Source organism: Roseovarius sp. MMSF_3359, assembly GCF_030733385.1.
Classification (GTDB): Bacteria; Pseudomonadota; Alphaproteobacteria; order Rhodobacterales; family Rhodobacteraceae; genus Roseovarius.
Window position 1 is genome coordinate 145,540 of record NZ_JASHJC010000007.1, and the last position, 22,883, is coordinate 168,422.

22 protein-coding genes are annotated in these 22,883 nt (G+C 62.0%); 10 read left to right on the forward strand and 12 right to left on the reverse strand.

Translation table 11 applies throughout. The features are described from left to right. Positions 1-23 precede the first annotated feature (23 nt). The 3 genes from der to RBB29_RS12200 all read right to left on the reverse strand — a co-directional run bounded on the left by der (position 24) and on the right by RBB29_RS12200 (position 3,590). Positions 24-1,481 carry a ribosome biogenesis GTPase Der gene (der, locus tag RBB29_RS12190; RefSeq protein WP_306115181.1) on the reverse strand — a complete coding sequence of 486 codons (1,458 nt, stop codon included), beginning with the start codon at positions 1,479-1,481 and terminating at the stop codon, positions 24-26. Between the two features lie 52 nt (positions 1,482-1,533). Then, entirely contained in the window at positions 1,534-2,862 is a 1,329-nt protein-coding gene (locus tag RBB29_RS12195) for a PQQ-binding-like beta-propeller repeat protein (protein ID WP_306115182.1), read from the reverse strand. A gap of 62 nt (positions 2,863-2,924) precedes the next feature. Continuing rightward, positions 2,925-3,590 (reverse strand): tetratricopeptide repeat protein, encoded by a 666-nt coding sequence (locus RBB29_RS12200; protein WP_306115183.1) that lies wholly within the window; start codon positions 3,588-3,590, stop codon positions 2,925-2,927. Positions 3,591-3,820: 230 nt separating this feature from the next. On the opposite strand from RBB29_RS12200, the gene RBB29_RS12205 reads away from it, so the two are divergent. Together RBB29_RS12205 and RBB29_RS12210 are read left to right on the forward strand one after the other, a co-directional pair. Next, the gene (locus RBB29_RS12205) at positions 3,821-5,053 is read left to right on the forward strand and encodes an efflux RND transporter periplasmic adaptor subunit (RefSeq protein WP_306115184.1); all 1,233 of its coding nucleotides are present in this window, start codon (positions 3,821-3,823) and stop codon (positions 5,051-5,053) included. After that, positions 5,050-8,799 (forward strand): efflux RND transporter permease subunit, encoded by a 3,750-nt coding sequence (locus RBB29_RS12210; RefSeq protein WP_306115185.1) that lies wholly within the window; start codon positions 5,050-5,052, stop codon positions 8,797-8,799. Before RBB29_RS12205 ends, RBB29_RS12210 begins: the two co-directional genes overlap by 4 nt. A 36-nt stretch (positions 8,800-8,835) precedes the next feature. Here RBB29_RS12210 and RBB29_RS12215 read toward each other — a convergent pair whose 3' ends face one another. The 3 genes from RBB29_RS12215 to RBB29_RS12225 all read right to left on the reverse strand — a co-directional run bounded on the left by RBB29_RS12215 (position 8,836) and on the right by RBB29_RS12225 (position 12,327). Next, a complete protein-coding gene (locus RBB29_RS12215) occupies positions 8,836-9,228 on the reverse strand; it encodes a hypothetical protein (protein WP_306121157.1) in 393 nt (130 codons plus the stop codon). A gap of 30 nt (positions 9,229-9,258) precedes the next feature. After that, the gene (locus RBB29_RS12220; RefSeq protein ID WP_306115187.1) at positions 9,259-11,085 is read right to left on the reverse strand and encodes an ABC transporter ATP-binding protein/permease; all 1,827 of its coding nucleotides are present in this window, start codon (positions 11,083-11,085) and stop codon (positions 9,259-9,261) included. A gap of 69 nt (positions 11,086-11,154) precedes the next feature. Continuing rightward, on the reverse strand, positions 11,155-12,327 hold the full coding sequence (locus RBB29_RS12225; protein WP_306115188.1) for a LysM peptidoglycan-binding domain-containing protein: 1,173 nt from the start codon (positions 12,325-12,327) through the stop codon (positions 11,155-11,157). A 104-nt stretch (positions 12,328-12,431) separates the two neighbouring features. On the opposite strand from RBB29_RS12225, the gene RBB29_RS12230 reads away from it, so the two are divergent. Next, positions 12,432-12,989 (forward strand): TIGR00730 family Rossman fold protein, encoded by a 558-nt coding sequence (locus RBB29_RS12230; protein ID WP_306115189.1) that lies wholly within the window; start codon positions 12,432-12,434, stop codon positions 12,987-12,989. A 4-nt stretch (positions 12,990-12,993) separates the two neighbouring features. On the opposite strand, the gene RBB29_RS12235 is transcribed toward RBB29_RS12230, so the two are convergent. The 4 genes from RBB29_RS12235 to RBB29_RS12250 all read right to left on the reverse strand — a co-directional run bounded on the left by RBB29_RS12235 (position 12,994) and on the right by RBB29_RS12250 (position 15,954). Further along, positions 12,994-13,305: a P-II family nitrogen regulator gene (locus tag RBB29_RS12235; protein WP_306115190.1), complete on the reverse strand. Its 312-nt coding sequence runs from the start codon at positions 13,303-13,305 to the stop codon at positions 12,994-12,996. Between the two features lie 3 nt (positions 13,306-13,308). After that, a complete protein-coding gene (locus RBB29_RS12240; RefSeq protein WP_306115191.1) occupies positions 13,309-14,298 on the reverse strand; it encodes a sodium-dependent bicarbonate transport family permease in 990 nt (329 codons plus the stop codon). A gap of 107 nt (positions 14,299-14,405) precedes the next feature. Further along, on the reverse strand, positions 14,406-14,654 hold the full coding sequence (locus tag RBB29_RS12245; protein WP_306115192.1) for a DUF2842 domain-containing protein: 249 nt from the start codon (positions 14,652-14,654) through the stop codon (positions 14,406-14,408). A 4-nt stretch (positions 14,655-14,658) separates the two neighbouring features. Next, positions 14,659-15,954 (reverse strand): adenylosuccinate synthase, encoded by a 1,296-nt coding sequence (locus RBB29_RS12250; RefSeq protein WP_306115193.1) that lies wholly within the window; start codon positions 15,952-15,954, stop codon positions 14,659-14,661. Positions 15,955-16,107: 153 nt separating this feature from the next. Between RBB29_RS12250 and RBB29_RS12255 the strand changes: the two genes are divergently transcribed. From RBB29_RS12255 to RBB29_RS12275, 5 genes are all read left to right on the forward strand, one after another. After that, positions 16,108-16,842: a hypothetical protein gene (locus RBB29_RS12255; protein WP_306115194.1), complete on the forward strand. Its 735-nt coding sequence runs from the start codon at positions 16,108-16,110 to the stop codon at positions 16,840-16,842. A gap of 116 nt (positions 16,843-16,958) precedes the next feature. Then, positions 16,959-17,354, forward strand: coding sequence for a DUF6524 family protein (locus tag RBB29_RS12260; protein ID WP_306115195.1), 396 nt, complete (start codon positions 16,959-16,961; stop codon positions 17,352-17,354). Between the two features lie 109 nt (positions 17,355-17,463). Next, positions 17,464-17,823, forward strand: coding sequence for a hypothetical protein (locus RBB29_RS12265; protein WP_306115196.1), 360 nt, complete (start codon positions 17,464-17,466; stop codon positions 17,821-17,823). Between the two features lie 507 nt (positions 17,824-18,330). Further along, positions 18,331-18,690: a preprotein translocase subunit SecG gene (gene secG, locus RBB29_RS12270; RefSeq protein WP_306115197.1), complete on the forward strand. Its 360-nt coding sequence runs from the start codon at positions 18,331-18,333 to the stop codon at positions 18,688-18,690. Positions 18,691-18,852: 162 nt separating this feature from the next. Continuing rightward, the gene (locus RBB29_RS12275) at positions 18,853-20,496 is read left to right on the forward strand and encodes a CTP synthase (protein WP_306115198.1); all 1,644 of its coding nucleotides are present in this window, start codon (positions 18,853-18,855) and stop codon (positions 20,494-20,496) included. Between the two features lie 385 nt (positions 20,497-20,881). Here the strand turns inward: RBB29_RS12275 and RBB29_RS12280 are convergent, their stop codons facing one another. Both RBB29_RS12280 and RBB29_RS12285 read right to left on the reverse strand, forming a co-directional pair. Then, entirely contained in the window at positions 20,882-21,463 is a 582-nt protein-coding gene (locus RBB29_RS12280; protein WP_306115199.1) for a hypothetical protein, read from the reverse strand. Positions 21,464-21,551: 88 nt separating this feature from the next. Beyond that, entirely contained in the window at positions 21,552-21,800 is a 249-nt protein-coding gene (locus RBB29_RS12285) for a hypothetical protein (protein ID WP_306115200.1), read from the reverse strand. Positions 21,801-21,964: 164 nt separating this feature from the next. Between RBB29_RS12285 and RBB29_RS12290 the strand changes: the two genes are divergently transcribed. Then, on the forward strand, positions 21,965-22,402 hold the full coding sequence (locus RBB29_RS12290; protein ID WP_306115201.1) for a TerB family tellurite resistance protein: 438 nt from the start codon (positions 21,965-21,967) through the stop codon (positions 22,400-22,402). Between the two features lie 39 nt (positions 22,403-22,441). Next, positions 22,442-22,882 carry a TerB family tellurite resistance protein gene (locus tag RBB29_RS12295; protein WP_306115202.1) on the forward strand — a complete coding sequence of 147 codons (441 nt, stop codon included), beginning with the start codon at positions 22,442-22,444 and terminating at the stop codon, positions 22,880-22,882. Position 22,883 lies beyond the last annotated feature (1 nt).

Here is a 22,883-nt window from a genome sequence, read left to right on the forward strand (position 1 = left end):
CGGGCATGGCTGTCCCGCTGCCTTCAGGATTTCGGGCTGGGTTTGCCCAGATGCTTGCGCAGGCGCGAAGGGGTCGATTTTTTCTTGGCCTTATAAGGGTTCTTGTCCGACTGGCTGCGCATGTGCAGGCGAATGGGCGTGCCGGGCATGTCGAAATCCTCGCGCAGCCCGTTGACCAGGTAGCGCGAATAGCTCTCGGGCAGCTTGTCGGGGTGCGAACACATCACCACGAACCCCGGAGGCCGCGTCTTGGCCTGGGTCATGTAGCGCAGCTTGATCCGTTTGCCGCCGGGTGCCGGGGGCGGGTGTTGTTCCAGCATGCCGGTGAGCCAGCGGTTGAGCTGCGCTGTGGTGACCCGCCGGTTCCAGACCTCGTTGGCCTTTTCCACCGCCGCGCGCAGCCGGTCGAGGCCCCTGCCCGTCTTGGCCGAGACAGTGACCAGCGGCGCGCCCCGCAATTGCGGTAGCAGACGCTCGAAGGCTTCGCGCAGATCACGCAGCTTCTGCTGCTTTTCCGGCTCCACGTCCCATTTGTTCACCGCGACCACCACCGCGCGGCCCTCACGCTCGGCCAGATCGGCGATGCGCAGATCCTGCTGCTCGAAGGGGATCGCCGCATCGAGCAGGACCACAACCACCTCGGCGAACTTCACCGCCCTGAGCCCGTCGCCGACCGACAGCTTTTCGAGCTTGTCCTGCACCTTCGCCTTCTTGCGCATTCCGGCCGTATCGAAAATCCGCGTGGGCATGCCATCCCAGTCGATCTGGAGCGAGATTGAGTCGCGGGTGATCCCGGCCTCTGGCCCGGTCAGAAGGCGATCTTCGCCCAGTATCTTATTGATGAGAGTTGATTTTCCCGCATTGGGCCGCCCCACAACGGCCACTTGCAGCGGGCGCGCCTTGGTGGGGACGCGGACCCCGTCCTCGCCCTCTTCATCAACCGCCACATCGGTCTCTGGCGCCTCAGACGCGGCGCGTTTTTCGAACTGATCGGCCAGCGGCATCAGCTGCGCATAGAGGTCGTTCAACCCCTCGCCATGCTCGGCGGAGAGGCGAATGGGCTCGCCCAGACCCAGGCTATAGGCCTCGATCACGCCCGCATCCGCCGCCGCCCCTTCGGCCTTGTTCGCGGCCAGAATGACATGATCGGAGCGTTTGCGCAGAATGTCGGTGAACATCTCATCCGTAGGCGTCACTCCGGTGCGCGCGTCAATCATGAAAAGGCAGACATCAGCCATGTCCACGGCGCGTTCGGTCAATTTGCGCATCCGGCCTTGCAGCGACTCGTCCGTGGCCTCTTCGAGGCCGGCTGTGTCGACCACCGTGAAGCGCAGATCGCCCAGACGCGCCTCGCCTTCGCGCAGATCACGCGTCACGCCCGGCTGGTCATCGACCAGCGCCAGGCGTTTGCCGACAAGGCGGTTGAACAGCGTGGATTTGCCCACATTGGGGCGGCCCACGATGGCAAGCGTGAAAGACATGGCCAAACGGCTCCGGTTTGTAATCAGGTCGCCCTGTTACAGCATCCCGCGCCTAACGGAAAGCGGCCAATTGCCCCTTGGTTGTGACCACGTAAAGCGTGTTGCCCGCCACCACGGGATTGGTCGTGGCACCGCCGGGCATCGACACCGCGCGGCGCAGCGCACCGGAGGCCGGATCAAACAGCCGCAGTTGCGCGTCACTTGAGGCCACGATCAGGTTGCCACCGGCAATGATCGGCCCGTGATGGGCAAAGATCTCGGCCTGACGGCGCGGGCGGTCCTTGACGAAGAACGGCAGTTCCTCGCCCCAAATCTTGGTACCGTCCTCGGCGTTGAGGCGCATGAGTTCGTTGCGATCCGACACCATGAAGATCGAGTCGCCCGCGGGCCAGACCGGGTTCAACGCCCCGTCCCGCGCCGTCCAGATACGTTTGCCGTTGCCGATATTCATCGCAACGGTCCGGCCCGAATGGCTTCCGACATAGAGCCTGTCGCCCACGACAACCGGATCGCCGGTGATGTCGCCGATACGCGCCGCGGAGTAACCCGGACGCTGACCGGCCACCTGCGCGTCCCAAAGCCGCAGACCGCCCTTGCGGAACGCGCCCTGCATCTCGCCGGAGCCGAACGCGAAAATCGCGTATTTGTCGGTAATTGCCGGGGCCGGGCCGCCCATGACGTTGTTGATGTCGGGCGTTGCGGAGAGTTGCCATTGGATGCGCCCGTCCTTGCGGTCAAGCGCCCAGGCGACCTCGTCCCCGGCCACCAGGTAGACCAGATCGCCACTCACACTCGGCGCGCCCGAGCCGGTGGCGCGCAGGTTCTGCTGCCAGACCTCGGCACCGGTCGCGGCATCCAGCGCGGTCATCAGGCCAAAGCCGGAGGAGACGTAGACAACGCCATCCGCGTAGGCGAGACCACCGCCGCTTGCATCCTTGCTGGCATCGTTGACCGGCACCAAGTCGGTCGACCAGAGCACCGCACCGTTGGTGGAGACGGCGGTAACGCGCGCCTCGGCGTCCAGGGTGAACACCCGGCCATTTCCGACAACCGGATCGGCGGTGATGCGGTTCTTGCGGCCATCTCCTGCCCCGATCGGCACCGACCAAGCCAGCGACGGCGCCGACGAAAGCGCCGGATGCGCCGTGCGGGTTGCCGGCGAGCTGATGCTCTGGGTCCAGTTGGCGTTCGATGTCACAGGCGGCAGGGCCAGCGGGCGATTGGTGTTCTGGGCAACCTCGGGCGCCGGAATATCCGCCGGATCGACGATCACATCGCGGATGCCTTCACGTTTGCCCGGCAGGATCGGGTCTTCCTTGGCGCAGGCCGCAAGCGCGATGGCGCCCGCAAGTCCCAGCAAGATACCACTTGGTTTAAACACGTTACGCCCCCACTTGTCCCCTGTTTCTCTTCGTCCCGGCGACGCCCGGACCAAGACAGTGTCTATTCGTTTGCCGACGCCCCGGAAGGTTCGCCGCCAAGAGCCACAATCACCTGCGATGCCCGCGTGCGCAAGTCCTGCGTCACTTCGGCATCGGCGACCAGTTGCTGCAGCCGTGCAATGGCCGCGTCCTTGTCGCCCAGTTCAACCTCGATCAGCGCAAGCTGCTCTTCGGCCAGAAGGCGCACGATACCGCTCCCCAGGGCCAGTCCCTCCATGCGGCTGCGGCGATCGTCGATCGACAGGCCGGACTTGGGGATGCTGACCGCTTTCAGCGTTGCGATCTGGCGATAGACCGTGTCGATGCCGCTGCGATCCGCGAGGGCCAGAAGCCGTTCCGCCGCCTCGGCGGGCGCGTCCGAGGCTAATTCCCCCGCCGCCAGAAGGTCGATCATTGCCTGGCTGGCCTCACTTGGTGCCGCAACGGCCGACAGGGCATCCGCACGATCCGAAGCGTCCGGCACAGCCAGCGCCGCCAGCATCTGATCGCCGAATTCCTCGGCAGCGGCCCGCGCCTGCGCCTTGTTCCATTCGTTCCAGGCCGCACCGCCGACGATGGCAATCACGGCCAGAACCGCGATCCATCCATACTTCCGCATCGCCTTGAACAGCCGGTCGCGGCGCACCTCTTCGGTGACCTCATCAATAAAACTGTCGGTATCGCTCACGCCGCTTGCCTCTTTGACTTTCCGACCCCTCTTAACCTGTCCCTCTGGCCCTGCCAAGGGGTCCGCAACCAGCATGGAAATCGCCACCTTGCAGGGGGGGAGCGAAAAGTTTAATCTGAACTGGATAGTTTAGCGTATAGGGTCATTGATTTCTCCGGCATCGTGGTCATCTATCACGGTAGGAATTTCAGGGTTAGCCCTCTGCGCTCTTGGTTTTTGAAGGTTTCGAGATGCGACTACTTCCGATTCTGGTGGCGATTCTGGTGTCCGCCCTGATCTATGTGTTCATCTTTCAGCGCGATGCGCTGACCGCGGGGGATGCCCCCGATGCCACCGTTGCGCAAGAAAATGCCGATACCGGGACCGCGAACGAGAGCGATGAGAGCGCCGATCAGGTCGGTGTCGTCGCTGTTCGCTCGGTCGCCCGTGCCATCGACAGTGCGGTCGTCCTGCGCGGTCAGACCGAGGCCGACCGGCAGGTGGACCTGCGCGCCGAAACATCGGGTCAGGTCGCCTCCACGCCGCTGCGCAAGGGCGCGTTCGTGGAAAAAGGTCAGCTTTTGTGCCGCCTTGACCCCGCTGCGCGCGAAGCGACCCTGGCCGAAGCACAGGCCCGCCTGCAAGAGGCCCGCTCGCGTATCCCCGAAGCGCAGGCCCGGCTTGACGAGGCCATCGCGCGGCTCGAAGAGGCGCGGATCAACGACAACGCTGCCGCGCGGCTTTCCGAGGGCGGTTTTGCGTCCGAGACCCGCGTTGCCGCCACCAAGGCTGCCGTTAGCGCCGCGATGGCCGGCGTGGAAACGGCCCGATCGGGACTTGAGAGCACCCAATCCGGCATTCAATCCGCCGGGGCCGCCGTGGCCGCCGCGGAAACCGAAATCTCGCGCCTGTCGATCAAGGCCCCGTTTGCCGGATTGCTGGAATCCGATACCGCCGAGCTTGGCAGTCTCCTGCAGCCCGGCGATCTCTGCGCGACGGTCATGCAGCTTGATCCGGTGATGCTGGTGGGATTTGTCCCTGAAACCGAGGTGAACCGCGTCGAATTGGGCGCCCGCGCCGGGGCGCGCCTGGCTGCGGGTAACCAGGTCGAGGGCAATGTGACCTTCCTGTCTCGCGCCGCCGATCCCGAAACCCGCACCTTTCGGGTGGAAATCGAGGTCCCGAATGCCGACCTAACGCTGCGCGACGGTCAGACCGCCGAAATCGTCATCGCCGCCGACGGCACAAACGCGCATCTTCTGCCGCAATCGGCCCTCACCCTGAACGATCAGGGCGACCTCGGGGTTCGTATCGTCACCGGGGAATCAACCGCTCAATTCATCCCCGTGACCCTGCTGCGGGATACGATGAACGGTGTCTGGCTCGGCGGATTGCCCGACGAGGCCGACGTTATCATCATCGGCCAGGAATTCGTGATCGACGGCGTCCGCGTCGCCCCCACCTACCAGGAGGTCGGTCAATGACGGGCCTTGTCGACTGGGCCGCCGCCCGGGCGCGGATGGTCATCGCCTTTATCGTGCTGTCGCTTCTGGCGGGCAGTCTTGCCTATGTGGGCCTGCCGAAAGAGGGTGAGCCGGATATCGAAATCCCGGCGCTTTTCGTCTCAGTCCCTTTCCCCGGTATCTCGGCCGAGGATAGCGAAAAACTGCTGGTCAAGGTCATGGAGACCGAGCTGAGTGATCTTGACGGGCTCAAGAAGATGTCCGGCACGGCGGCAGAGAACTACGCCGGTGTCGCGCTGGAGTTCGAATTCGGCTGGGACAAGACCAAGATCCTCGCAGATGTGCGCGACGCGATGAGCACCGCCGAGGCGGATTTCCCGGAAGGCGCCGAGAAATACACGATCAACGAGATCAATTTCAGCGAATTCCCGATCATCATTGTGAACCTTGCAGGCGCAGTGCCGGAGCGCACCATGGCGCGGCTGGCCAAGGATTTGCAGGACCGGCTTGAATCGCTTGAACCGGTGCTGGAAGCCGGGATTGCGGGCAATCGTGACGAGATGGTCGAGGTGGTAATCGACCCGGTGCGGCTTGAGGCCTATAACGTCACCGCCAACGAGCTCATCAACGTGGTGCGCAACAACAATCAGCTCATTGCCGCCGGTGAGGTTGAGACCGAGCAAGGCACATTTGCTGTCAAGATCCCCTCCTCCTTCGATGAAACCCGCGACATCTATGACCTGCCGGTCAAGACCAATGGGGATCGCGTGGTCACCCTGGGCGATCTGGCCACGATCAACCTGACCTTCGAGGATCGCATCGGCACCGCGCGGTTCAACGGCGAAAACACCGTTGCGTTACAGGTGGTCAAGCGCAAGGGGTATAACGTCATCGACACCGCCCAGCTTGTGCGTGAGACCGTTGCCGCGGCAGAAAAGACCTGGCCGCCGGAGCTGCAGGCCGCAATCAATGTCGGCACCTCCAATGACCAATCGCGCATCATCGCCTCAATGGTGCGGCAACTCGAAGGCTCGGTCCTGACGGCGATTGCACTGGTGATGATCGTGATGTTGGCCACGCTGGGCATCCGCCCGTCGCTGCTGGTGGGTTTCGCGATCCCGACCTCGTTCCTTTTGTGTTTCGCGCTGCTGGCGCTGATGGGGGTCGCGGTGTCGAACATGGTGATGTTCGGGCTGATCCTCGCCGTGGGCATGCTCGTCGATGGCGCCATCGTGGTGGTGGAATACGCCGACAAACGCATCCGCGAAGGCTCGGGCCCGATGCACGCCTATGTTGAGGCCGCCAAGCGGATGTTCTGGCCCATCGTCAGTTCGACCGCGACAACGCTCTGCGCCTTCATGCCGATGCTCTTCTGGCCCGGGGTCCCGGGCCAGTTCATGCGGATGCTGCCCGTGACCCTGATCTTCGTTCTGTCGGCCTCGCTGCTGGTGGCGCTGGTCTACCTGCCCGTCGTGGGCGGCGTGACCGGCCGGTTGGAGCGGTGGTTCAACGAGCGCATGGACCAGATCGCCGGCGCAAGCTGGTACTGGCACGTGATGCTCTTCGGTGTGACGGCCGTGACCTTCCTGATCGCGGGGACCGCTGTGCCGCTCCTGCTCGAAGCCGTCAGCGCACAGTTCACAGGCATGGACGGCACCCGCATCCTTGGGTCGGTCTTGCCGACACTTGTCATGGCCTTCGCGCTGCTGGTTTGTGTCATGGGGTTTGCCATGGCCGGGCTGGCCGCCGTGGTGGCAACGCTTCTGGGTCTGCTGGCCCTGCCCCGACGGTTCGGCAACCTTCTGGGTCGCCTGCGCGAACGGGTCTTTCCACACCGCCGGGCGCGGGTCAACGCGGGATACCGGCGCACACCTTTCGGCCATTTCATCCACCTTATCGCCGCCAACCCAATTGCGCCGCTCCTCTCGTTCTGCGCGATCTTCGTGCTGGTCGGCTCTGTGACGATGTATTTCATCAACAACAACCGCGGTGTTGAGTTCTTTGTCGATAGCCAACCGGAAAATGCCCTCGTCTATGTCAAGGCGCGCGGCAACCTCTCGCTGGATCAGAAAGACGCACTGGTAGACCAGGCCGAAAAGATCGTGCTGGCCCATCCCAACATCAAAAGCGCGTTTGCCTTCGCGGGGGATGGTGGCCTCAACAATAATACCGGCGGGGCCGAGGCGCCGCTCGATACCGTGGGCCAGGTGCAGATCGAGCTTTACCCTTGGGAGGAACGCCCGACCGCCTATGAGACCTGGTTCACGATCCCGATCCTGGGCATCGACATTGACCGCAAGGTTTCCAGCCCCGAAACCGATGGCAACAAGACGATCGACGAGCTGACCGCCGCGCTGAAGAAGATCCCCGGCGTGCAGATCGAAATCCTCGCGCTTGAGCAAGGACCGGCATCTGCCAAACCGGTGCACCTGCGCCTCAAGGGCGATGACTGGGAAGTGCTCAAGGACTTCACCGAAGTGGCCCGCGCGAAATTCGACGAAACCTACGGGCTGAAACTTGTCGAAGACACCCTGCCCCTGCCCGGTATCGACTGGCAGATCGATGTCGATGTGGAAAAGGCCGGGCGCTATGGCGCGGACGTGGCCACCGTGGGCGCGATGGTGCAACTGGTCACGCGCGGTATCCTGCTCGATACGATGCGGGTCGACAGCAGCGACGAAGAGATCGACATTCGCATCCGCCTGCCCGAAGAGGACCGGGTGCTGAGCACGCTTGATACGCTGAAGCTGCGCACGCCGAACGGCCTTGTGCCGCTGAGCAACTTCATCAGCCGCCAGCCCGTGCCGCAACTGGCGCAGATCAACCGCGTGGATCAGACACGGTATTTCGACGTCAAGGCCGCGATTGTTGACGGGCTGATGTCACCCGCGACCGACGAAAACGGCAATCCGACCGAGGTGCCGCTGACCGCCAATGAACGTATTGCCGAACTGACCAAATGGCTCGACAGCGGCGTGATCCCGGCGGGGATCGACTATGAATGGACCGGAGATGCGGAGGATCAGGAGGAATCCGGTACCTTCCTGCAACAGGCCTTCCTGGGCGCGCTCGGGCTGATGTTCATCATCCTTTTGGCGCAGTTCAACAGTGTCTATAACGCCGTGCTGGTGCTTCTCGCAGTGGTGCTGTCAACCACCGGTGTGCTGATCGGGATGCTGGTCATGAACCAGCCGTTTTCGATCATCATGACCGGGACCGGGATCGTGGCGTTGGCGGGGATCGTGGTGAACAACAATATCGTCCTGATCGACACCTATCAGGATTTCAGCCGCTACATGCCCCGGATCGAGGCGATCACCCGCACCGCCGAAGCGCGGATCCGGCCGGTTCTGCTGACGACGATCACGACGATGGCAGGGCTTGCGCCGATGATGTTCGGCCTCAGCCTGAACTTCGCCGATGGCGGCTATTCCTTCAACAGCCCCACGGCGCTCTGGTGGACGCAACTGGCCACGGCGGTGGTTTTCGGCCTGGGCGTGGCGACGGTGCTGACCCTGATCTTCACGCCGTCGATGCTGGCGCTGCGGATCTGGGCGGGTGTTTATGTCAAATGGATTTCCCTGGGCCTCGCCAAGCTCTCGCTTGGCCGTGGCAGCCGGGTTGCGCGGGACTGGGCGCTGAATATCGAGGCGCGCCGCGTCAAGGCGCCGGAGATCATTTGGGGGATTGAACCCGCTTTTGAAACCAGCACCGGCGACGAGGCACCGGTACCGCCACCAGGCAAGCCCCTGAAAGCCGCGGAGTGACACACGCGCAGTGCCGCCGAACCTGACGGCGAGACGTCAGGTCCCACCGGCGGTTTCGAGCGTGAACAGCTTGAGGTCAAACACGCGCATCAGCGTACCAAAGGGGCGCGCCCGTAGTTGCACCCGTGATCCGATCTGCAGATCGCGCCACAGCTTCGGGAAATCCTCGCGGTAGGCCACGCATAACGGTACCTCCCCCAAGACACACCAGATATGCGCAATCTTGCCACCCGGCGAAAAGAACAGAACGACACCTTCGATCATTCCAACCACTCCAAATAAAATAATGCCCTTACCGGCCCGTCCCAGACCGACTGATCCGGCATCCAATCCACCGGAACCACGAAATTCATGTGATGGAGAGGTCATGCGCCCAGAGAGGCGCTCACCAAAGGGGAAAAACGGCGCGTTGAAATCAAAAAACGCCAAACAACCCTGAGGCGTCCTTGTGACGTTACGTCACTCTGCAGCTTTTTCGGGACTGCGTTCGCTGGCCTGGCGCTCCCAGAGGCTGGCATAGCGCCCCTGCCGGGCCAGTAATTCCGCATGTGTCCCCTCTTCGGCGATCTGGCCATTCTCCAGGACAACGATCCTGTCGGCATCCGCAACAGTGCTCAGCCGGTGCGCGATGGTGATGACCGTACGACCCTTGCCGGCCACGGCCAGGGCCTGCTGAATGCCTTGTTCGGTCTCGCTGTCGAGCGCACTTGTCGCCTCGTCCAGCAGCAGGATCGGCGGGTTCTTGAGCAGCGTCCGGGCAATCCCCACCCGCTGCTTCTCGCCGCCCGAAAGTTTCAGGCCACGTTCCCCTACAAGGGTCTCGTACCCCTCGGGCAGCGCCGCGATGAAGTCATGGATCTGGGCCGCCCTTGCCGCCTCTTCGATCTGCGCCTGCGTCGCACCGTCCAGCCCGTAACCGATGTTGTAGCCGACCGTGTCGTTGAAAAGCACCGTGTCCTGCGGCACGACGCCAATGGCAGCATGCAGGCTTTCCTGGGTCACGTCGCGGACATCCTGCCCGTCAATGGTCAACGCGCCAGCCTGCACATCGTAGAACCGGAAGAGAAGCCGCCCGATGGTGGATTTGCCCGAACCGGACGGCCCGACGACGGCGACGGTTTCACCGGGACGCACCGACAGCGTGACCCCTTTCAGGATCGGCCGCTCGGGCTCGTATCCGAAATGAACATCGTCAAGGCTCAAATCCCCGCCATCGACCCGGAGCGGTTGGGCATCGGGCTTGTCCCTGACATCGGGGGTTTGCTCCAGGAGGTCGAACATCTCGCCCATATCCACCAGCGACTGGCGGATCTCGCGGTAGACCGTGCCCAGGAAATTAAGCGGCATGGTGATCTGGATCATGTAGGCGTTAACCATCACGAAATCGCCCACGGTCAAGGTCCCGGCCTGCACCCCGACCGCCGCCATGACCATCACGACAACCAGCCCGCCGGTGATCAGGAACGACTGCCCGAAATTCAGCGCCGCCAGCGAATAGCTCGAATTCAGCGCCGCCTTCTCATACCCGGCCATGGCCGCGTCATACCGCGACGCCTCGCGGCCCTCGGCATTGAAGTACTTGACCGTCTCGAAATTGAGCAGGCTGTCGATCGCCTTCTGGTTGGCATCGGTGTCCTGGTCGTTCATCTCCTTGCGCAGCTTCACGCGCCATTCGGTCACCTTGAAGGTAAAAAGCGTATAGGCCGCGATGACGCCCACCACGACGGCCACGTAGCGAAAATCAAAGAGCGTCCAGAGCACCACCGAGATCATCAGAAGTTCGAGGATCAGAGGGCCGATGGAAAACAGCAGGAACCGCAGCAGGAACTCCACCCCCTTGACGCCGCGCTCAATGATGCGGCTGAGGCCGCCGGTCTTGCGGGTGATGTGATAGCGCATCGACATGGCGTGGATATGGTGGAAGGTCTTGAGCGCCAGGGACCGCAGGGCGCGCTGCGCCACGCGCGCGAAAATCGCATCGCGCAATTGCTGGAAGCCCACGACCATGAGCCGCGCCATGCCGTAGGCGACGGTGAGGCCAATCGCACCAAGCGCCAGCGCCCAGGCCTCGCCGCCCCCCTCGCCGGCCAGCGCATCCACCGCCGCCTTGTAGAAAAGCGGGGTGCTGACCGCGACCATTTTGGACAGGACCAGCGCCACAAGGGCAAAGATCACGCGGCGTTTGACCCATCCCTGCCCGTCGGGCCAGAGATAGGGGGCCACCCGCCGGATGGTGCGCCATCCGTTCTTGGGGGTTTCGGTGGTGGTCAGGCTGGATCGACGCATCAGGGCCTTCGTTCAAATCCCGTCGCCCAGACATAGGCCGCAGGCGGGGTGATTGCCACCCCCGGGGCGCTATTGCGGGATGGTAAAGACCTGGCCGGGATAGATCAGGTCAGGATCACGAATCCGGTCCTTGTTGGCCTCGAACACGCGGACGTAGAGCACGCCATCGCCATAGGCCGCGCGGGAGATCGCCCAGAGGGTCGAGCCCTTAACGACCGTGACAGCGGTTACCTGCGTCTGATTGCCCGCGCCTTGGGTCTCGGTCACGACGATATCGCCTTCGCGTTTGAACGGGGTTTCGACCCGCGATGTCACGTTGCCCTCGGCATCGACCTGGTCGATCCTGAGCGTGTAGACGCCAGTATCGACCTCCGGCAGGTCCGAGCGCCAGTTGCCATCCTCCGCAATCGGCGTGGTCGTGATCGGCGCGTTATCGAGGTAAACCCGCACATGCCCGTCACCCTGCGCCCGGCCAGAAATCTGCACCTGCCCATCGTCGGAATAGGCAATCGCATCAAGTGCAACGGTTGACATGAGTTCAGGACCATCCTCCGACGGCTCCGGCGGCTGCAAGACGCGCACACCGCTTTCGTCGCTCAGCAAGACGGCGGTCTGGCCCGGTTCCGGCGCTGCATTTTCTGCGCTGGCAACCTCTGGATCCGACGCTGGTTCGGCGACACCTCCCTCTGGTGTATCGGCGGGATCGGTTTGCGCTTCGGCAATTGCGGCGGGGGACGGCGCGATGATGACCTCTTCAACCGATGTGATCACTGTGTCGCCATCGCGCATCGACAATGACAACACCCGCGGCTGATCGCTGTGGGCGATGTCGACAAACTCGGCAAATTGCCCCCCGGCATCGGCCTGCGCCACGCGGATCTCATCCCCGTCCAGCAGGATCGAGGTTTCCCAGTCGGGCTGCGACCGCCCCGAAATCAGCATCCGGCCATCAGCGTCTAGCCGGAACGTGTCAATCGTCGGCGGCTCAGGAAGGGTCGCGGTTTCGGTGCTATCATCGGGTGTCGCGGCGGTATCTTCGGTGGTCTGGGCTGGCTCTTCCGGTTCGGGCTGCACTGCCGGATCGGCCTCGGCGGGCTGTCCCACGGCGACCACATCGGAATCGGGCGTGTTGCCGGGCGTCAGGAAACCACCGAAATACGCCCCTGCGACGGCAACAACCACTACGCCGGCAGCCACAAACCCCAGGGTCGCCCCCTGGGACAAACCATTGCCTTCGCTCATCTTTTCCCTTCCATGGCCCGCGTCCAAATCCCTGCACGGTTGTCGGACGATAACAACAAGGGTATCACTGGTCAAAACAACGCTGCGCGAAACGGGGGTAATTCATGGTAGCACGCTCAGTCTGTGTCTTTTGCGGCGCACGTTCGGGCGTGCAACCGATATTCGAAGAAGAAGCCAGGGCCGTGGGGCAGATGTTGGCCGATCACGGCTGGCGGCTGGTCTATGGCGCAGGGGATGTGGGGCTGATGGGGGTCACGGCCCGCGCGGCGCAGGATGCCGGTGGCCGGACATTTGGCGTCATCCCCGAACACCTGATGCAGGCGGAGGTTGGCAAGGAAGACCTCAACGAGTTGATCGTCACCGCCACGATGCACGAGCGCAAGGAGCTGATGTTCAAGAACTCCAGCGCCATCGTGGTCCTACCCGGCGGCGCCGGAACCCTTGACGAGTTCTTCGAGGTGCTCACATGGCGGCAACTGGGCCTGCACGAAAAGCCCATCTTCCTGCTCAATACCGAGGATTTCTGGCAGCCGCTCATCCAGATGCTGGGCCATGTCATCGCCGAGGGCTTTGCCGAGGCGTCCCTGCTCGACTACGTGCAGGTGGTGGGGTCGGTCAAGGAACTGTCGGTCGACCTGCGCAAGGCGCTGAAACCAGCCTGAGCCCTTAGAACCGCTCGGCCCGCATCACGTGGGCATCGGTCACGTTCACCACGCCGATGTGACGCTCAAGCACGGGCATCACCGCCTCCAGCAGCCCGTCAAGCCGATCCGGACGGATCATGCACACCACGCAGGACATGCCATCGGCGCGGCCTATGGTGCCTTCGCGCGTCCAATGGCCCGATCGCCCCGACCCGCCCTTGACCGGCAGGACCGAAAACCCGGTGACGCCGCTGTCCATCAACAGATCGGTGAGCCGCTTGGTCATGATCGCCTCGATAATGATCTCGACCCGTTTTGCCTCGTGCATCTCCATCGCCTATCCTCCGATCACCGCTGTTGCCACTGCAATATAGATCGGAATGCCGATCGTGACATTGAAGGGGAATGTAATGCCTAGGGAAACCGTCAGGTAGACCGCCGGGTTGGCCTCGGGCAAGGCCACGCGCATGGCCGCCGGGACGGCGATATAGCTGGCCGAGGCCGAGAGCACCATCATAAGCGCCACCCCCCCTGCCGAGAGGCCGAGGAGCGCCCCCGCGCCCAAGCCAAACATTGCGCCTGCCAGGGGCATGATGACCCCGAAAAGGACCAGCCCGCGGGACATCGCACCCTTCGACTCGCGCAGGCCCCGGCCCGCGACCAGCCCCATATCGAGCAGGAAGAGACAGAGCACGCCTTTGAACGGCGCAGTGATGAACGGGTCGATTTCCGCCTTGCCTTCTGCCCCGGTGATCCAGCCGATGGCGAAGGCGCCCACCAGAAGCACGATGGAGCCGTTAAGCAGGATTTCCCGCATCAACTCGGCACTCATCCCGCTTTTCTGCGCGCCGGAATCGCCCCGCTGCGAGATGAGCCAGAGCGCCGAGACAATTGCAGGTGCTTCCATCGCCGCGGCCACGGCCACCATGAACCCTTCGGAGGCCACGCCCTGCGCCTGCAGGACAGAGGTTGCCGCCACGAATGTCACGATGGAGATCGAGCCGTAATGCGCCGCCACCGCCGCCGCATCAAGCGTACTGAGCCGGGTCATCACCTTGAGCAGGAAGAATGCCAGGAACGGAAGCCCCGCCGAAAGGATCACCGCCGCAATCAGCGTCATGATGAGCAGCGCATCAACCCCGTGATCGGCCACGCTGGCCCCGCCCTTGAAGCCGATGGCAAAGAGGAGGTAGAGCGACATGCCCTTGGCAACGGCCTGCGGAAAGCTCAGATCCGATCGCGCAAGAGCGGCAGCCAATCCCAGCAGAAAACATAAAATAACCGGCGAAACGAAGTTGTTTACCGCGAGTTCAAGTGCCGATCCCATCAAATCCCCCTAAAATTTCGCTTCACCTATGAATGATCCGCGCCCGTTCAACCGGCCGTTACTGCGCCAAAACATCGCATTCTGACCAATCGTCGTGCGGGTGCGGTCTAGCTTTTGTCACTATCTTCGGCATCGGGGTCTGCTTGCCCGACACCCTTGAAAATCGGTTTGAGCGGGACAATCCACAAAAACCCGAGCACCACGAACACCACCAGCTCCAGAAGGATTTGCGGACCGTCATAGACATTGGCCCGCAACCAATCCGTCAGGGTCACCGCCACCACGATGTAAATGGGCAAGCCCACCAGCAGGATGATGAGCGCCCAGCGCCGACGGGCTTTGTAGCTCAGCGCCATCGCGTCAATCCGCGAACGGGTCGGTGACGAGGATCGTGTCTTCGCGCTCGGGACTGGTCGACACCATCGCCACCGGGCAGTCGATCAATTCCTCGACCCGGCGCACGTATTTGATCGCGTTGGCGGGCAGATCGGCCCAGCTCCGCGCGCCTTCGGTCGATTCCGTCCAGCCGGGCAATTCCTCATAGACCGGCGTGCAGCGCGCCTGTTGGTCGGCAGCAGTGGGCAGGTAGTCGAGTTGTTCGCCATCCAATTCGTAGCCGACGCAGACCTTGAGCGTCTCGAACCCGTCGAGCACGTCGAGCTTGGTCAGCGCGATGCCATTGACGCCGCTGGTCGCGCAGGTCTGACGCAGAAGGCACGCATCGAACCAGCCGCAGCGGCGCTGACGCCCGGTGGTCGTGCCAAACTCGTGACCGCGCTCACCGAGGCGCTGCCCATCTTCGTCTTCAAGCTCGGTCGGGAACGGCCCCTCGCCCACGCGGGTCGTGTAGGCCTTGACGATGCCCAGCACATAGTCGACCCCGCCGGGCCCAACCCCCACACCGGTGGCCGCCTGCCCCGCGATCACGTTCGACGAGGTGACAAAGGGATAGGTGCCGAAATCAATGTCGAGAAGCGCGCCCTGCGCCCCTTCGAACAGGATCCGTTTGCCGGACTTTCGTTTCTCGTTAAGCACTTTCCAGACCGGCGCGGCATAGGGCAGTATCTGCGCCGCGATCTCCTGCAACTGCGCGACAAGCGCGTCGCGGTCCACCGGGTCGATGCCGAGGCCCTTGCGCAGCGGGTCGTGATGCTGAAGCGCGCGGTCCACCCGCGCCTGCAACGTGGCATCATCCGCCAGGTCCGCCACACGGATCGACCGGCGGCCAACCTTATCCTCATAGGCGGGGCCAATGCCACGGCCAGTGGTGCCGATCTTTGTCCCCTTGCTGGCGGCCTCTTCCCGGGCGCGGTCCAACTCGCCATGGATCGGCAGGATGAGCGGCGTGTTCTCGGCAATCATCAGCGTCTCAGGCGTGATCTCCACCCCTTGGGCGCGGATCGTCTCGATCTCCTTGATCAAATGCCAGGGGTCAAGCACCACACCGTTGCCGATCACGCTCAACTTGCCACCCCGCACAACGCCCGAGGGCAGCGCGTGCAGCTTGTAGACCTTGCCGTCGATGACCAGCGTGTGACCGGCATTATGGCCGCCCTGGAACCGCGCGATCACATCGGCACGCTCGCTCAGCCAGTCAACGATCTTGCCTTTTCCCTCGTCACCCCACTGGGCTCCCACGACGACGACATTTGCCATTCCAGCCTCCTGAACGCCAGTTCAAAACCGCGCGACGTATAGCGGGGTGCGCTCGGCTGTGAAACCCCAAAATGCCCAAGACTTGCCCCGACATCCGCCACATTGCTCGCCGATGACGCATTGAGCATTGTTCAGAACGGCATAGAGGCAGACATGTTTCACAGTGAAGGTATCAAACCACCCTACGGTGACATCCGAAAACTCTTTTGGGGCCGCGTCTGCGGGATGATTTTTCTGGCCCACCACCTGATTTTCGGCGCGCTGATCGTGTTCGACAGCCCCGATACCGCCTTCATGTTCATCTTGCTTTCGACATCGGGGTTCTGGGCCTTGATCGCGGTCGTTGCAGGATGTGCGGCAACGACAAAGGGGGTTTTGATATGGCATTTCCGCGAAGTGCCCGAAAATACCCCTGCCCCGGGCCCAACGGCAGCGCAGATCTATGCCCGCCGGTGGAGACGGTTGCTGAGCTACCTGACAATCGGACAGGGCGCGATAGGTGTTGGCCTGCTATCGGCCGACGTCTTTCCCGCCTTTGGCGTCTGGTGCATCATCGGTGCCGTTGCAAGCCTTGGGTACCTCGCGTCTTTCAGCCTGGCCATTCCCGCGCAAAAACGCAGCCGCAAAGCGCAGCGTGACCTGGATGCTGCCCGGCGCAACACGCCCAGGGCGCGCCGGCGTGCCAGCAAGGACCTGACTGGCGAAGCGGTGTTTGCTGGCATCTTGGTGACACTTGTCACGCATAAGCTACTCCTTGGCCTCTTGGGCATGGCCGCACCACAAGGCGCCCTTTCATCCACACTGTATTTCGGCACCGCCATCATCGTCTTTTTGGCCAGTGCGTTTGGCTGGTTCCGGCATCGGCAACAAAAGACCCCTGATTTCTGAGCAGGCGCGGCTGGTAGCAGCGCAACGCAGACCAATTGATAATTCGTCACGGGCACTGGACAGAGGCCCCGCGATTGGAACAGGTTGGCCACAACTAGCAGACCGGAGGCTGTAAAATGGGATTCGTGCTCCGCTGGCTGGTGGCTTTCGTGCTGCTGGCGGCGACTTTCAACCCGACCGAATGGAACTACGCCCGGTGGGTGCAGGCCAACTGGAACGAACAGATGCCACTCGCCGTGCTTTTCGGACTGCTCTTGCTGGTGGGCTACATCATCTACCTGCGCGCCACGCTGCGTTCCATCGGCGCGTTCGGTATGGGGCTGGTGCTGGCGCTCGTCGCGGCGCTACTGTGGGTGCTCTACGATTTCGGTTGGCTCCGACTGGAGAACCGGTCGGTCAATCTCTGGATCGGGCTGATCGCCCTGTCACTGATCCTCGGGGTGGGCCTCAGCTGGAGCCATGTCCGACGCAAACTCTCCGGCCAGGCCGACATGGATGACGTTGATGAGTGAGTGTTGCCCAAGTCCGCATCGAGCCCAAAGTGACACCAGCCACGAGTTGTGCGAATGTCACCTTTGCGGCAGTCGTTAATTTGAGGCGAACGGTAGGCTAGGAGCACCGATGCCTGCAGGTAGGCTATTTTTGAAGTGGATAGCAGCGGTGATTGCCGCGCTCATCGTGATATACATTGCTTGGTTTACTGTCTTTTTGGTCTGCTTTTACTACGTATCGGCTAAGTATGAGCAGATAAGCTCTGGAAACACACGTGCGGTCATAGAGGAGCGCAAAGGTCTTTTGTTTTCGCGTCAGGTAGACCGGTCATTCTTGGGAGGTTACCAATTCGTGGCCCCATTTCAGGAGCTAATTGCTGACCCCGAAAATCAAATCGTTGGCTACTCACTCTTCGGCGCTTTCTTTGCCGTGATTTACGACAGCGAAGGCAGCTTACTGGCGATAATCGACAACGGACTTGATGGCTGAAATTCCTCGAGGCCTTGTCTTGGACAAAAAACAAAACCGTGAAACCAAATGCAACGCGATTGGTCGTGTCATTATCGATAGTTGCCATTCACGGTGCTGAGGCAAACGGCGACTATGTCCGCAAACCGGCCTTTGACGCAAAATTAGCTGACAGAAATCATCAGATGGCCGCTTGTAGCCCAAGGTGGACCTTCGAGTTTAAACCAAGCGCGGAATCGAGGGCGAAGCCCGCCGCGCATCGCCGACGCACCCCCACGCGGCGGCGATTGGGTCAGGTCTGTGCGATACAGGAAGGTTTTTCGGGACGGCAGGGATAAAGTACCGGTCACATACGTTTGGATCGCCACCGCGCGCGTCGTCAATGCGCGGCTTGTGTTCAAATTAGGAATGACGGCCATCGGTCCACCGCCCCCTCGCGACACGATCAACCATATTGCCGGGTTGCGGGGCGCGCGGGAATTGCATAGATAGCGCGCTGAGCCCTTATCACATGACAGGCCGTGCTACATGGAAAACGTCGTCCTTACCGTTCACCTTCTTCTGGCCCTCGCCCTGATCGGCGTGGTGCTGCTGCAACGCTCTGAGGGCGGCGGTCTTGGCATGGGCGGCGGTGGCGGCGGTGCGATCTCGGGTCGCTCTGCGGGCACCGCGCTTGGCAAGCTCACCTGGATCCTGGCAATTGCCTTCATCTGTACGTCAATGGCGCTGACCATCATCGCGGCAAGAAACGCCTCGGGCAGTTCGGTCCTCGACCGGATCGTCGATGCGCCCACACCCGCCGTCGAAGCCGAAGAGCCAACCGGAGATGACGACAGCCTGACCCCCTCGGCAGACGGCGATGCCCCCCTGACCCCCACGGCGGACTGACCACAACCGCTTGAGGCTCCAGAAGGTTAACGCAACATCATCTTGCGGCTGTCTTGCGCGAGAGATGCGAATCCTATATATGTCGAGTCCCGTGGTGCTGCGGTCTTTCAGACCCGCTCAGGGCCTCATTAACTGCTGAATATCACGGGGGATGCCGCGCCTATGGCACGCTTTATTTTCATTACCGGTGGCGTTGTTTCTTCCCTCGGAAAAGGGCTGGCCTCGGCCGCCTTGGGCGCGCTTTTGCAGGCGCGCGGGTTCTCCGTCCGGCTGCGTAAACTCGACCCCTATCTCAACGTCGATCCCGGCACGATGAGCCCGTTCGAACATGGCGAGGTGTTCGTGACCGACGACGGGGCCGAGACCGATCTCGATCTTGGCCATTACGAACGGTTCACCGGCGTACCCGCGCGCATGACCGACTCGGTCAGTTCGGGCCGCATCTATTCCACCGTGCTGGAGCGTGAACGCCGCGGCGATTACCTCGGCAAAACCATTCAGGTGGTCCCACATGTCACCAACGAGATCAAGGAATTCATCTCGATCGGTGAGGATGAGGTCGATTTCATGCTCTGCGAAATCGGCGGCACCGTGGGTGACATCGAAGGCCTGCCGTTTTTCGAAGCCATCCGCCAGTTCAGCCATGACAAGCCGCGCGGCGAGTGCATTTTCATGCACCTGACCCTACTGCCTTATCTGGCAGCGTCGGGTGAATTGAAAACCAAACCGACGCAGCACAGCGTCAAGGAATTGCAATCCATCGGCATTGCGCCCGATATCCTCGTCTGTCGTTCCGAACAGCCGATCCCGGACAAGGAACGCGAGAAGATCGCGCTTTTCTGTAACGTCCGCAAAGAAGCCGTGGTGGCCGCCTATGACCTCAGTTCGATCTACGAAGCACCGCTCGCCTATCATCGCGAGGGCCTCGATCAGGCCGTTTTGGATGCGTTCAACATCTCGCCTGCGCCGCAGCCGAACCTCAGCATCTGGCAGGATGTCTATGACCGCATTCACGTGACCGATGGCGAGGTCAACGTGGCGATTGTCGGCAAATACACGCAGCTTGAAGATGCCTATAAGTCGATCAAGGAGGCCCTGACCCATGGTGGCATGGCCAACCGCGTGAAGGTCAATGTCGAATGGGTCGATGCCGAGATTTTCGACACGCAGGACCCCGCCCCGCATCTCGAAGGCTTCCATGCGATCCTTGTCCCTGGCGGTTTTGGCGAGCGCGGCACCGAGGGCAAGATCAAGGCGGCCGAGTTCGCCCGCACCCATAAGATCCCCTATCTGGGCATTTGCCTCGGCATGCAGATGGCCGTGATCGAGGCCGCCCGGAACGTGGCCGACCTGCCCGATGCCGGCTCTGAGGAATTTGACCACGAGGCCGGGGAAAAGCGTTTCACTCCGGTGGTTTATCACCTCAAGGAGTGGGTGCAGGGCAACGAGAAGGTCAAGCGCAAGGTCAGCGACGACAAGGGTGGTACGATGCGATTGGGCGCCTATAACGCTACGCTGGCCGAAGGATCAAAGGTGGCCCAGGTCTATGGGACAACGGCGATTGATGAGCGTCACCGCCACCGCTATGAGGTCGACACCAAGTACCGCAAGGCGCTGGAAAAACAGGGGCTGCAGTTTTCCGGCATGTCGCCGGACGGCCGCCTACCCGAGATCGTGGAATGGAAAGATCACCCTTGGTTCATCGGCGTGCAGTTCCATCCGGAGCTCAAGTCGAAACCCTTTGAGCCGCACCCGCTCTTTGCCGATTTCATCCGCGCTGCGGTCGAGACGTCAAGGCTGGTCTGAAAGACGCTTTCACGTGAGTTTTCAAGCGTTGGTTCAGGACTACAAGCTGTCAGAGATGGCCGTAAAGCGAACATAGCAGCCCTTCGATCACCATTGAAACAGAGGGCATCGCCCGACCGCGGGTGGGCGCACCCACGTGGTTCATCGCACTTTATGGTGACGCATACCTCCAACAATCGCTGGGATTGAAACGGTGACGAAGCGCCCGCCCATGGGGCGGTCGGGCGCTGCCCGGCGGTGCTTCGCACCTTGATTCCGGGCGGGGGCAATTTCCTCGGAGTACTCGAAACGGTCGTTGCACTTCTTTGACACACAGACGTTGAAGGCGTACGACCTCCTGCGTTACCGCGTATCGACGATCCAGTGGCGGTCCGGTTGGCGGCGTTCAACCTCTTTCGGACGCGGGTTCGGGTTCGTCGTCGATCACCCGCTTGGTCGCCAGATCGATTGCCGGGCTGAGGATATCCATCAAGAGGTTAGGCTGCTTTTGCTCCTCTTCCGGCACCTCGAGGCGCAGCGTGTCGTTCAGGAGAGGTTCGAGTATGCACTCATCAAGCTGCCAGCGGCCTACACTGCCCTCATCGCGGTCAAATGCCTGGTAGGCGACCCATTTGGTGATGCGGCGCCGGTCGCTTAACGGGCTGTTGGGGTCCGCAAGGTAAAAGCCGCTGTTGAGGCGTTGGCAGATATTGTCCAGAAGCCGCACAACGCCACGATAGCCCTCGGGGATGTCACGCTTAGGCATGTAGTTGAACCGCTCCGGCTCGCCGTTCAGAAACACCGTTAGCGCGGTACCGAGATCGACGCATTTCTGCGCCATGATCCACCCGAGCACCCGTTCGGGATGTTGGAACCAGCTATATTCCCTGGCCAGCGCGCAGATCTGATCCGCGCTGCCCAAACGGGCCATCGCAAGGTGCTCATCGGCACTCCCCTGGTGCCAGTCGAAATTCTCGAACTCTTGCATTGCGTTTCTCCGAACCTGCGCCGCTGCTGCCTCTGGGACCAGATGTGCAGGAGCAACGCGAAAATTCTTGGGTGCAAATGTGACGCTCTTATGGCGTTTCGGCCCCGGCTGTTGCGTCGGCGGAAACCTGCCGTTTCCAAATCGTCTTTTCCTCACTGTCCAGCACCGGATTCAGGAGCCGAGAAGGTCGAAAAAAGACATTTTTACAGTAATTTACTGGACAAATCTCCTCCGCAAAACCATAGAAAACGCACCTCTCGGCGACATAAGAATTGCACAACCGCAGACCAATCCCGTGACGGCCAAGATCGCTGTTCATCGCGGGGACATCATCCATCGCGTTTGTCCCCGAAACACGGAGGCGCTTGCGACGTGCGTCGGTCTTGTACCGCCCTATCTCACTGCCAGCCCCCGAAAGTTGTGGCGCATGCGCATCAAGGCAGGCATTTACTGGCAAAAAACGCTTGGCTGGACGGTCGGCGCCGTGCTTATTCTGCGCCTATGCTGAACCGTATCCTGCACGCCTTTGCGGCCCCAAAACCAGAGCCATTGCCCGAACCCGACGAAAAGCTCGCGCTCGGCGCCCTGATGGTGCGGGTAGCGAAATCCGACCAGCATTACCAGTTCGAAGAGATCAGCCGCATTGACCGGCTCCTGACGCGGCTTTTCGGGCTCAACCCGGTCGAGGCGGCCAAGACCCGTGCGATTTGCGAAAAACTCGAGCGCGCCGCCCCCGAGACCGACCATTTCGCCCATGTCATTCGCGAAACGACCAGTTTCCAGGCACGTATCGACGCGCTTGAGGCGATGTGGGAGGTGTTGCTGGCCGATGGTGAAAGCCATGACGAAGAGAAGGAAGTGATCGAGGCCGCCCGCGTTGCCATGGGCCTCAGCGTTTCCGACAGCGATACGGCTCGTGCGACCGCCGAGGGTCTATGACCTCTTGGACATGGCCGCAAGCGGCCCTATAACACCTGCATGTTTGGTTCATTCCTCAAAAGACTTTCCGAGCCCGCCCCTGTCCCGTTGAACGATGATGACGCGCGCCTGGCGCTGACCGCCCTTCTGGTCCGGGTGGCCCGCACCGACGGCGATTACGCGCCCGAAGAAAAAGACCGGATCGACCGGATCACCGCCGCACGCTATGGCCTGTCGCCGTTCGAGGCGTCGGAACTGCGCCAGCATGCCGAAACGCTCGAGGCCGAAGCGCCGGATACCGTCGTCTTCACCGAGGCGATCAAGCAGGCGGTGGACTATGACAACCGGTTGGGCGTTGTCGAGGCGCTTTGGCAGGTGGCCCTAGCCGATGGCGAACGCGATGCGGACGAAGACGCGCTGCTGCGGCTGGTGGTCAAGTTCCTCGGCGTCAGCGACATGGACAGCGCCCGCGCCCGGCAACGCATGGCCGGCACGGCATAAG

Excerpts from the sequence above, each read along its gene's own strand:
- RBB29_RS12230 (WP_306115189.1), top strand. The coding sequence starts at position 12,432 with ATGGTAGCACGCTCAGTCTGTGTCTTTTGCGGCGCACGTTCGGGCGTG.
- RBB29_RS12285 (WP_306115200.1), bottom strand. The coding sequence starts at position 21,800 with ATGGATGATGTCCCCGCGATGAACAGCGATCTTGGCCGTCACGGGATT.
- RBB29_RS12235 (WP_306115190.1), bottom strand. The coding sequence starts at position 13,305 with ATGGAGATGCACGAGGCAAAACGGGTCGAGATCATTATCGAGGCGATC.
- RBB29_RS12245 (WP_306115192.1), bottom strand. The coding sequence starts at position 14,654 with ATGGCGCTGAGCTACAAAGCCCGTCGGCGCTGGGCGCTCATCATCCTG.
- secG (WP_306115197.1), top strand. The coding sequence starts at position 18,331 with ATGGAAAACGTCGTCCTTACCGTTCACCTTCTTCTGGCCCTCGCCCTG.
- RBB29_RS12295 (WP_306115202.1), top strand. The coding sequence starts at position 22,442 with ATGTTTGGTTCATTCCTCAAAAGACTTTCCGAGCCCGCCCCTGTCCCG.
- RBB29_RS12250 (WP_306115193.1), bottom strand. The coding sequence starts at position 15,954 with ATGGCAAATGTCGTCGTCGTGGGAGCCCAGTGGGGTGACGAGGGAAAA.
- RBB29_RS12255 (WP_306115194.1), top strand. The coding sequence starts at position 16,108 with ATGTTTCACAGTGAAGGTATCAAACCACCCTACGGTGACATCCGAAAA.
- RBB29_RS12220 (WP_306115187.1), bottom strand. The coding sequence starts at position 11,085 with ATGCGTCGATCCAGCCTGACCACCACCGAAACCCCCAAGAACGGATGG.
- RBB29_RS12205 (WP_306115184.1), top strand. The coding sequence starts at position 3,821 with ATGCGACTACTTCCGATTCTGGTGGCGATTCTGGTGTCCGCCCTGATC.
- RBB29_RS12240 (WP_306115191.1), bottom strand. The coding sequence starts at position 14,298 with ATGGGATCGGCACTTGAACTCGCGGTAAACAACTTCGTTTCGCCGGTT.
- RBB29_RS12280 (WP_306115199.1), bottom strand. The coding sequence starts at position 21,463 with ATGCAAGAGTTCGAGAATTTCGACTGGCACCAGGGGAGTGCCGATGAG.
- RBB29_RS12225 (WP_306115188.1), bottom strand. The coding sequence starts at position 12,327 with ATGAGCGAAGGCAATGGTTTGTCCCAGGGGGCGACCCTGGGGTTTGTG.
- RBB29_RS12260 (WP_306115195.1), top strand. The coding sequence starts at position 16,959 with ATGGGATTCGTGCTCCGCTGGCTGGTGGCTTTCGTGCTGCTGGCGGCG.
- RBB29_RS12210 (WP_306115185.1), top strand. The coding sequence starts at position 5,050 with ATGACGGGCCTTGTCGACTGGGCCGCCGCCCGGGCGCGGATGGTCATC.
- RBB29_RS12275 (WP_306115198.1), top strand. The coding sequence starts at position 18,853 with ATGGCACGCTTTATTTTCATTACCGGTGGCGTTGTTTCTTCCCTCGGA.
- RBB29_RS12265 (WP_306115196.1), top strand. The coding sequence starts at position 17,464 with ATGCCTGCAGGTAGGCTATTTTTGAAGTGGATAGCAGCGGTGATTGCC.
- RBB29_RS12290 (WP_306115201.1), top strand. The coding sequence starts at position 21,965 with ATGCTGAACCGTATCCTGCACGCCTTTGCGGCCCCAAAACCAGAGCCA.
- der (WP_306115181.1), bottom strand. The coding sequence starts at position 1,481 with ATGTCTTTCACGCTTGCCATCGTGGGCCGCCCCAATGTGGGCAAATCC.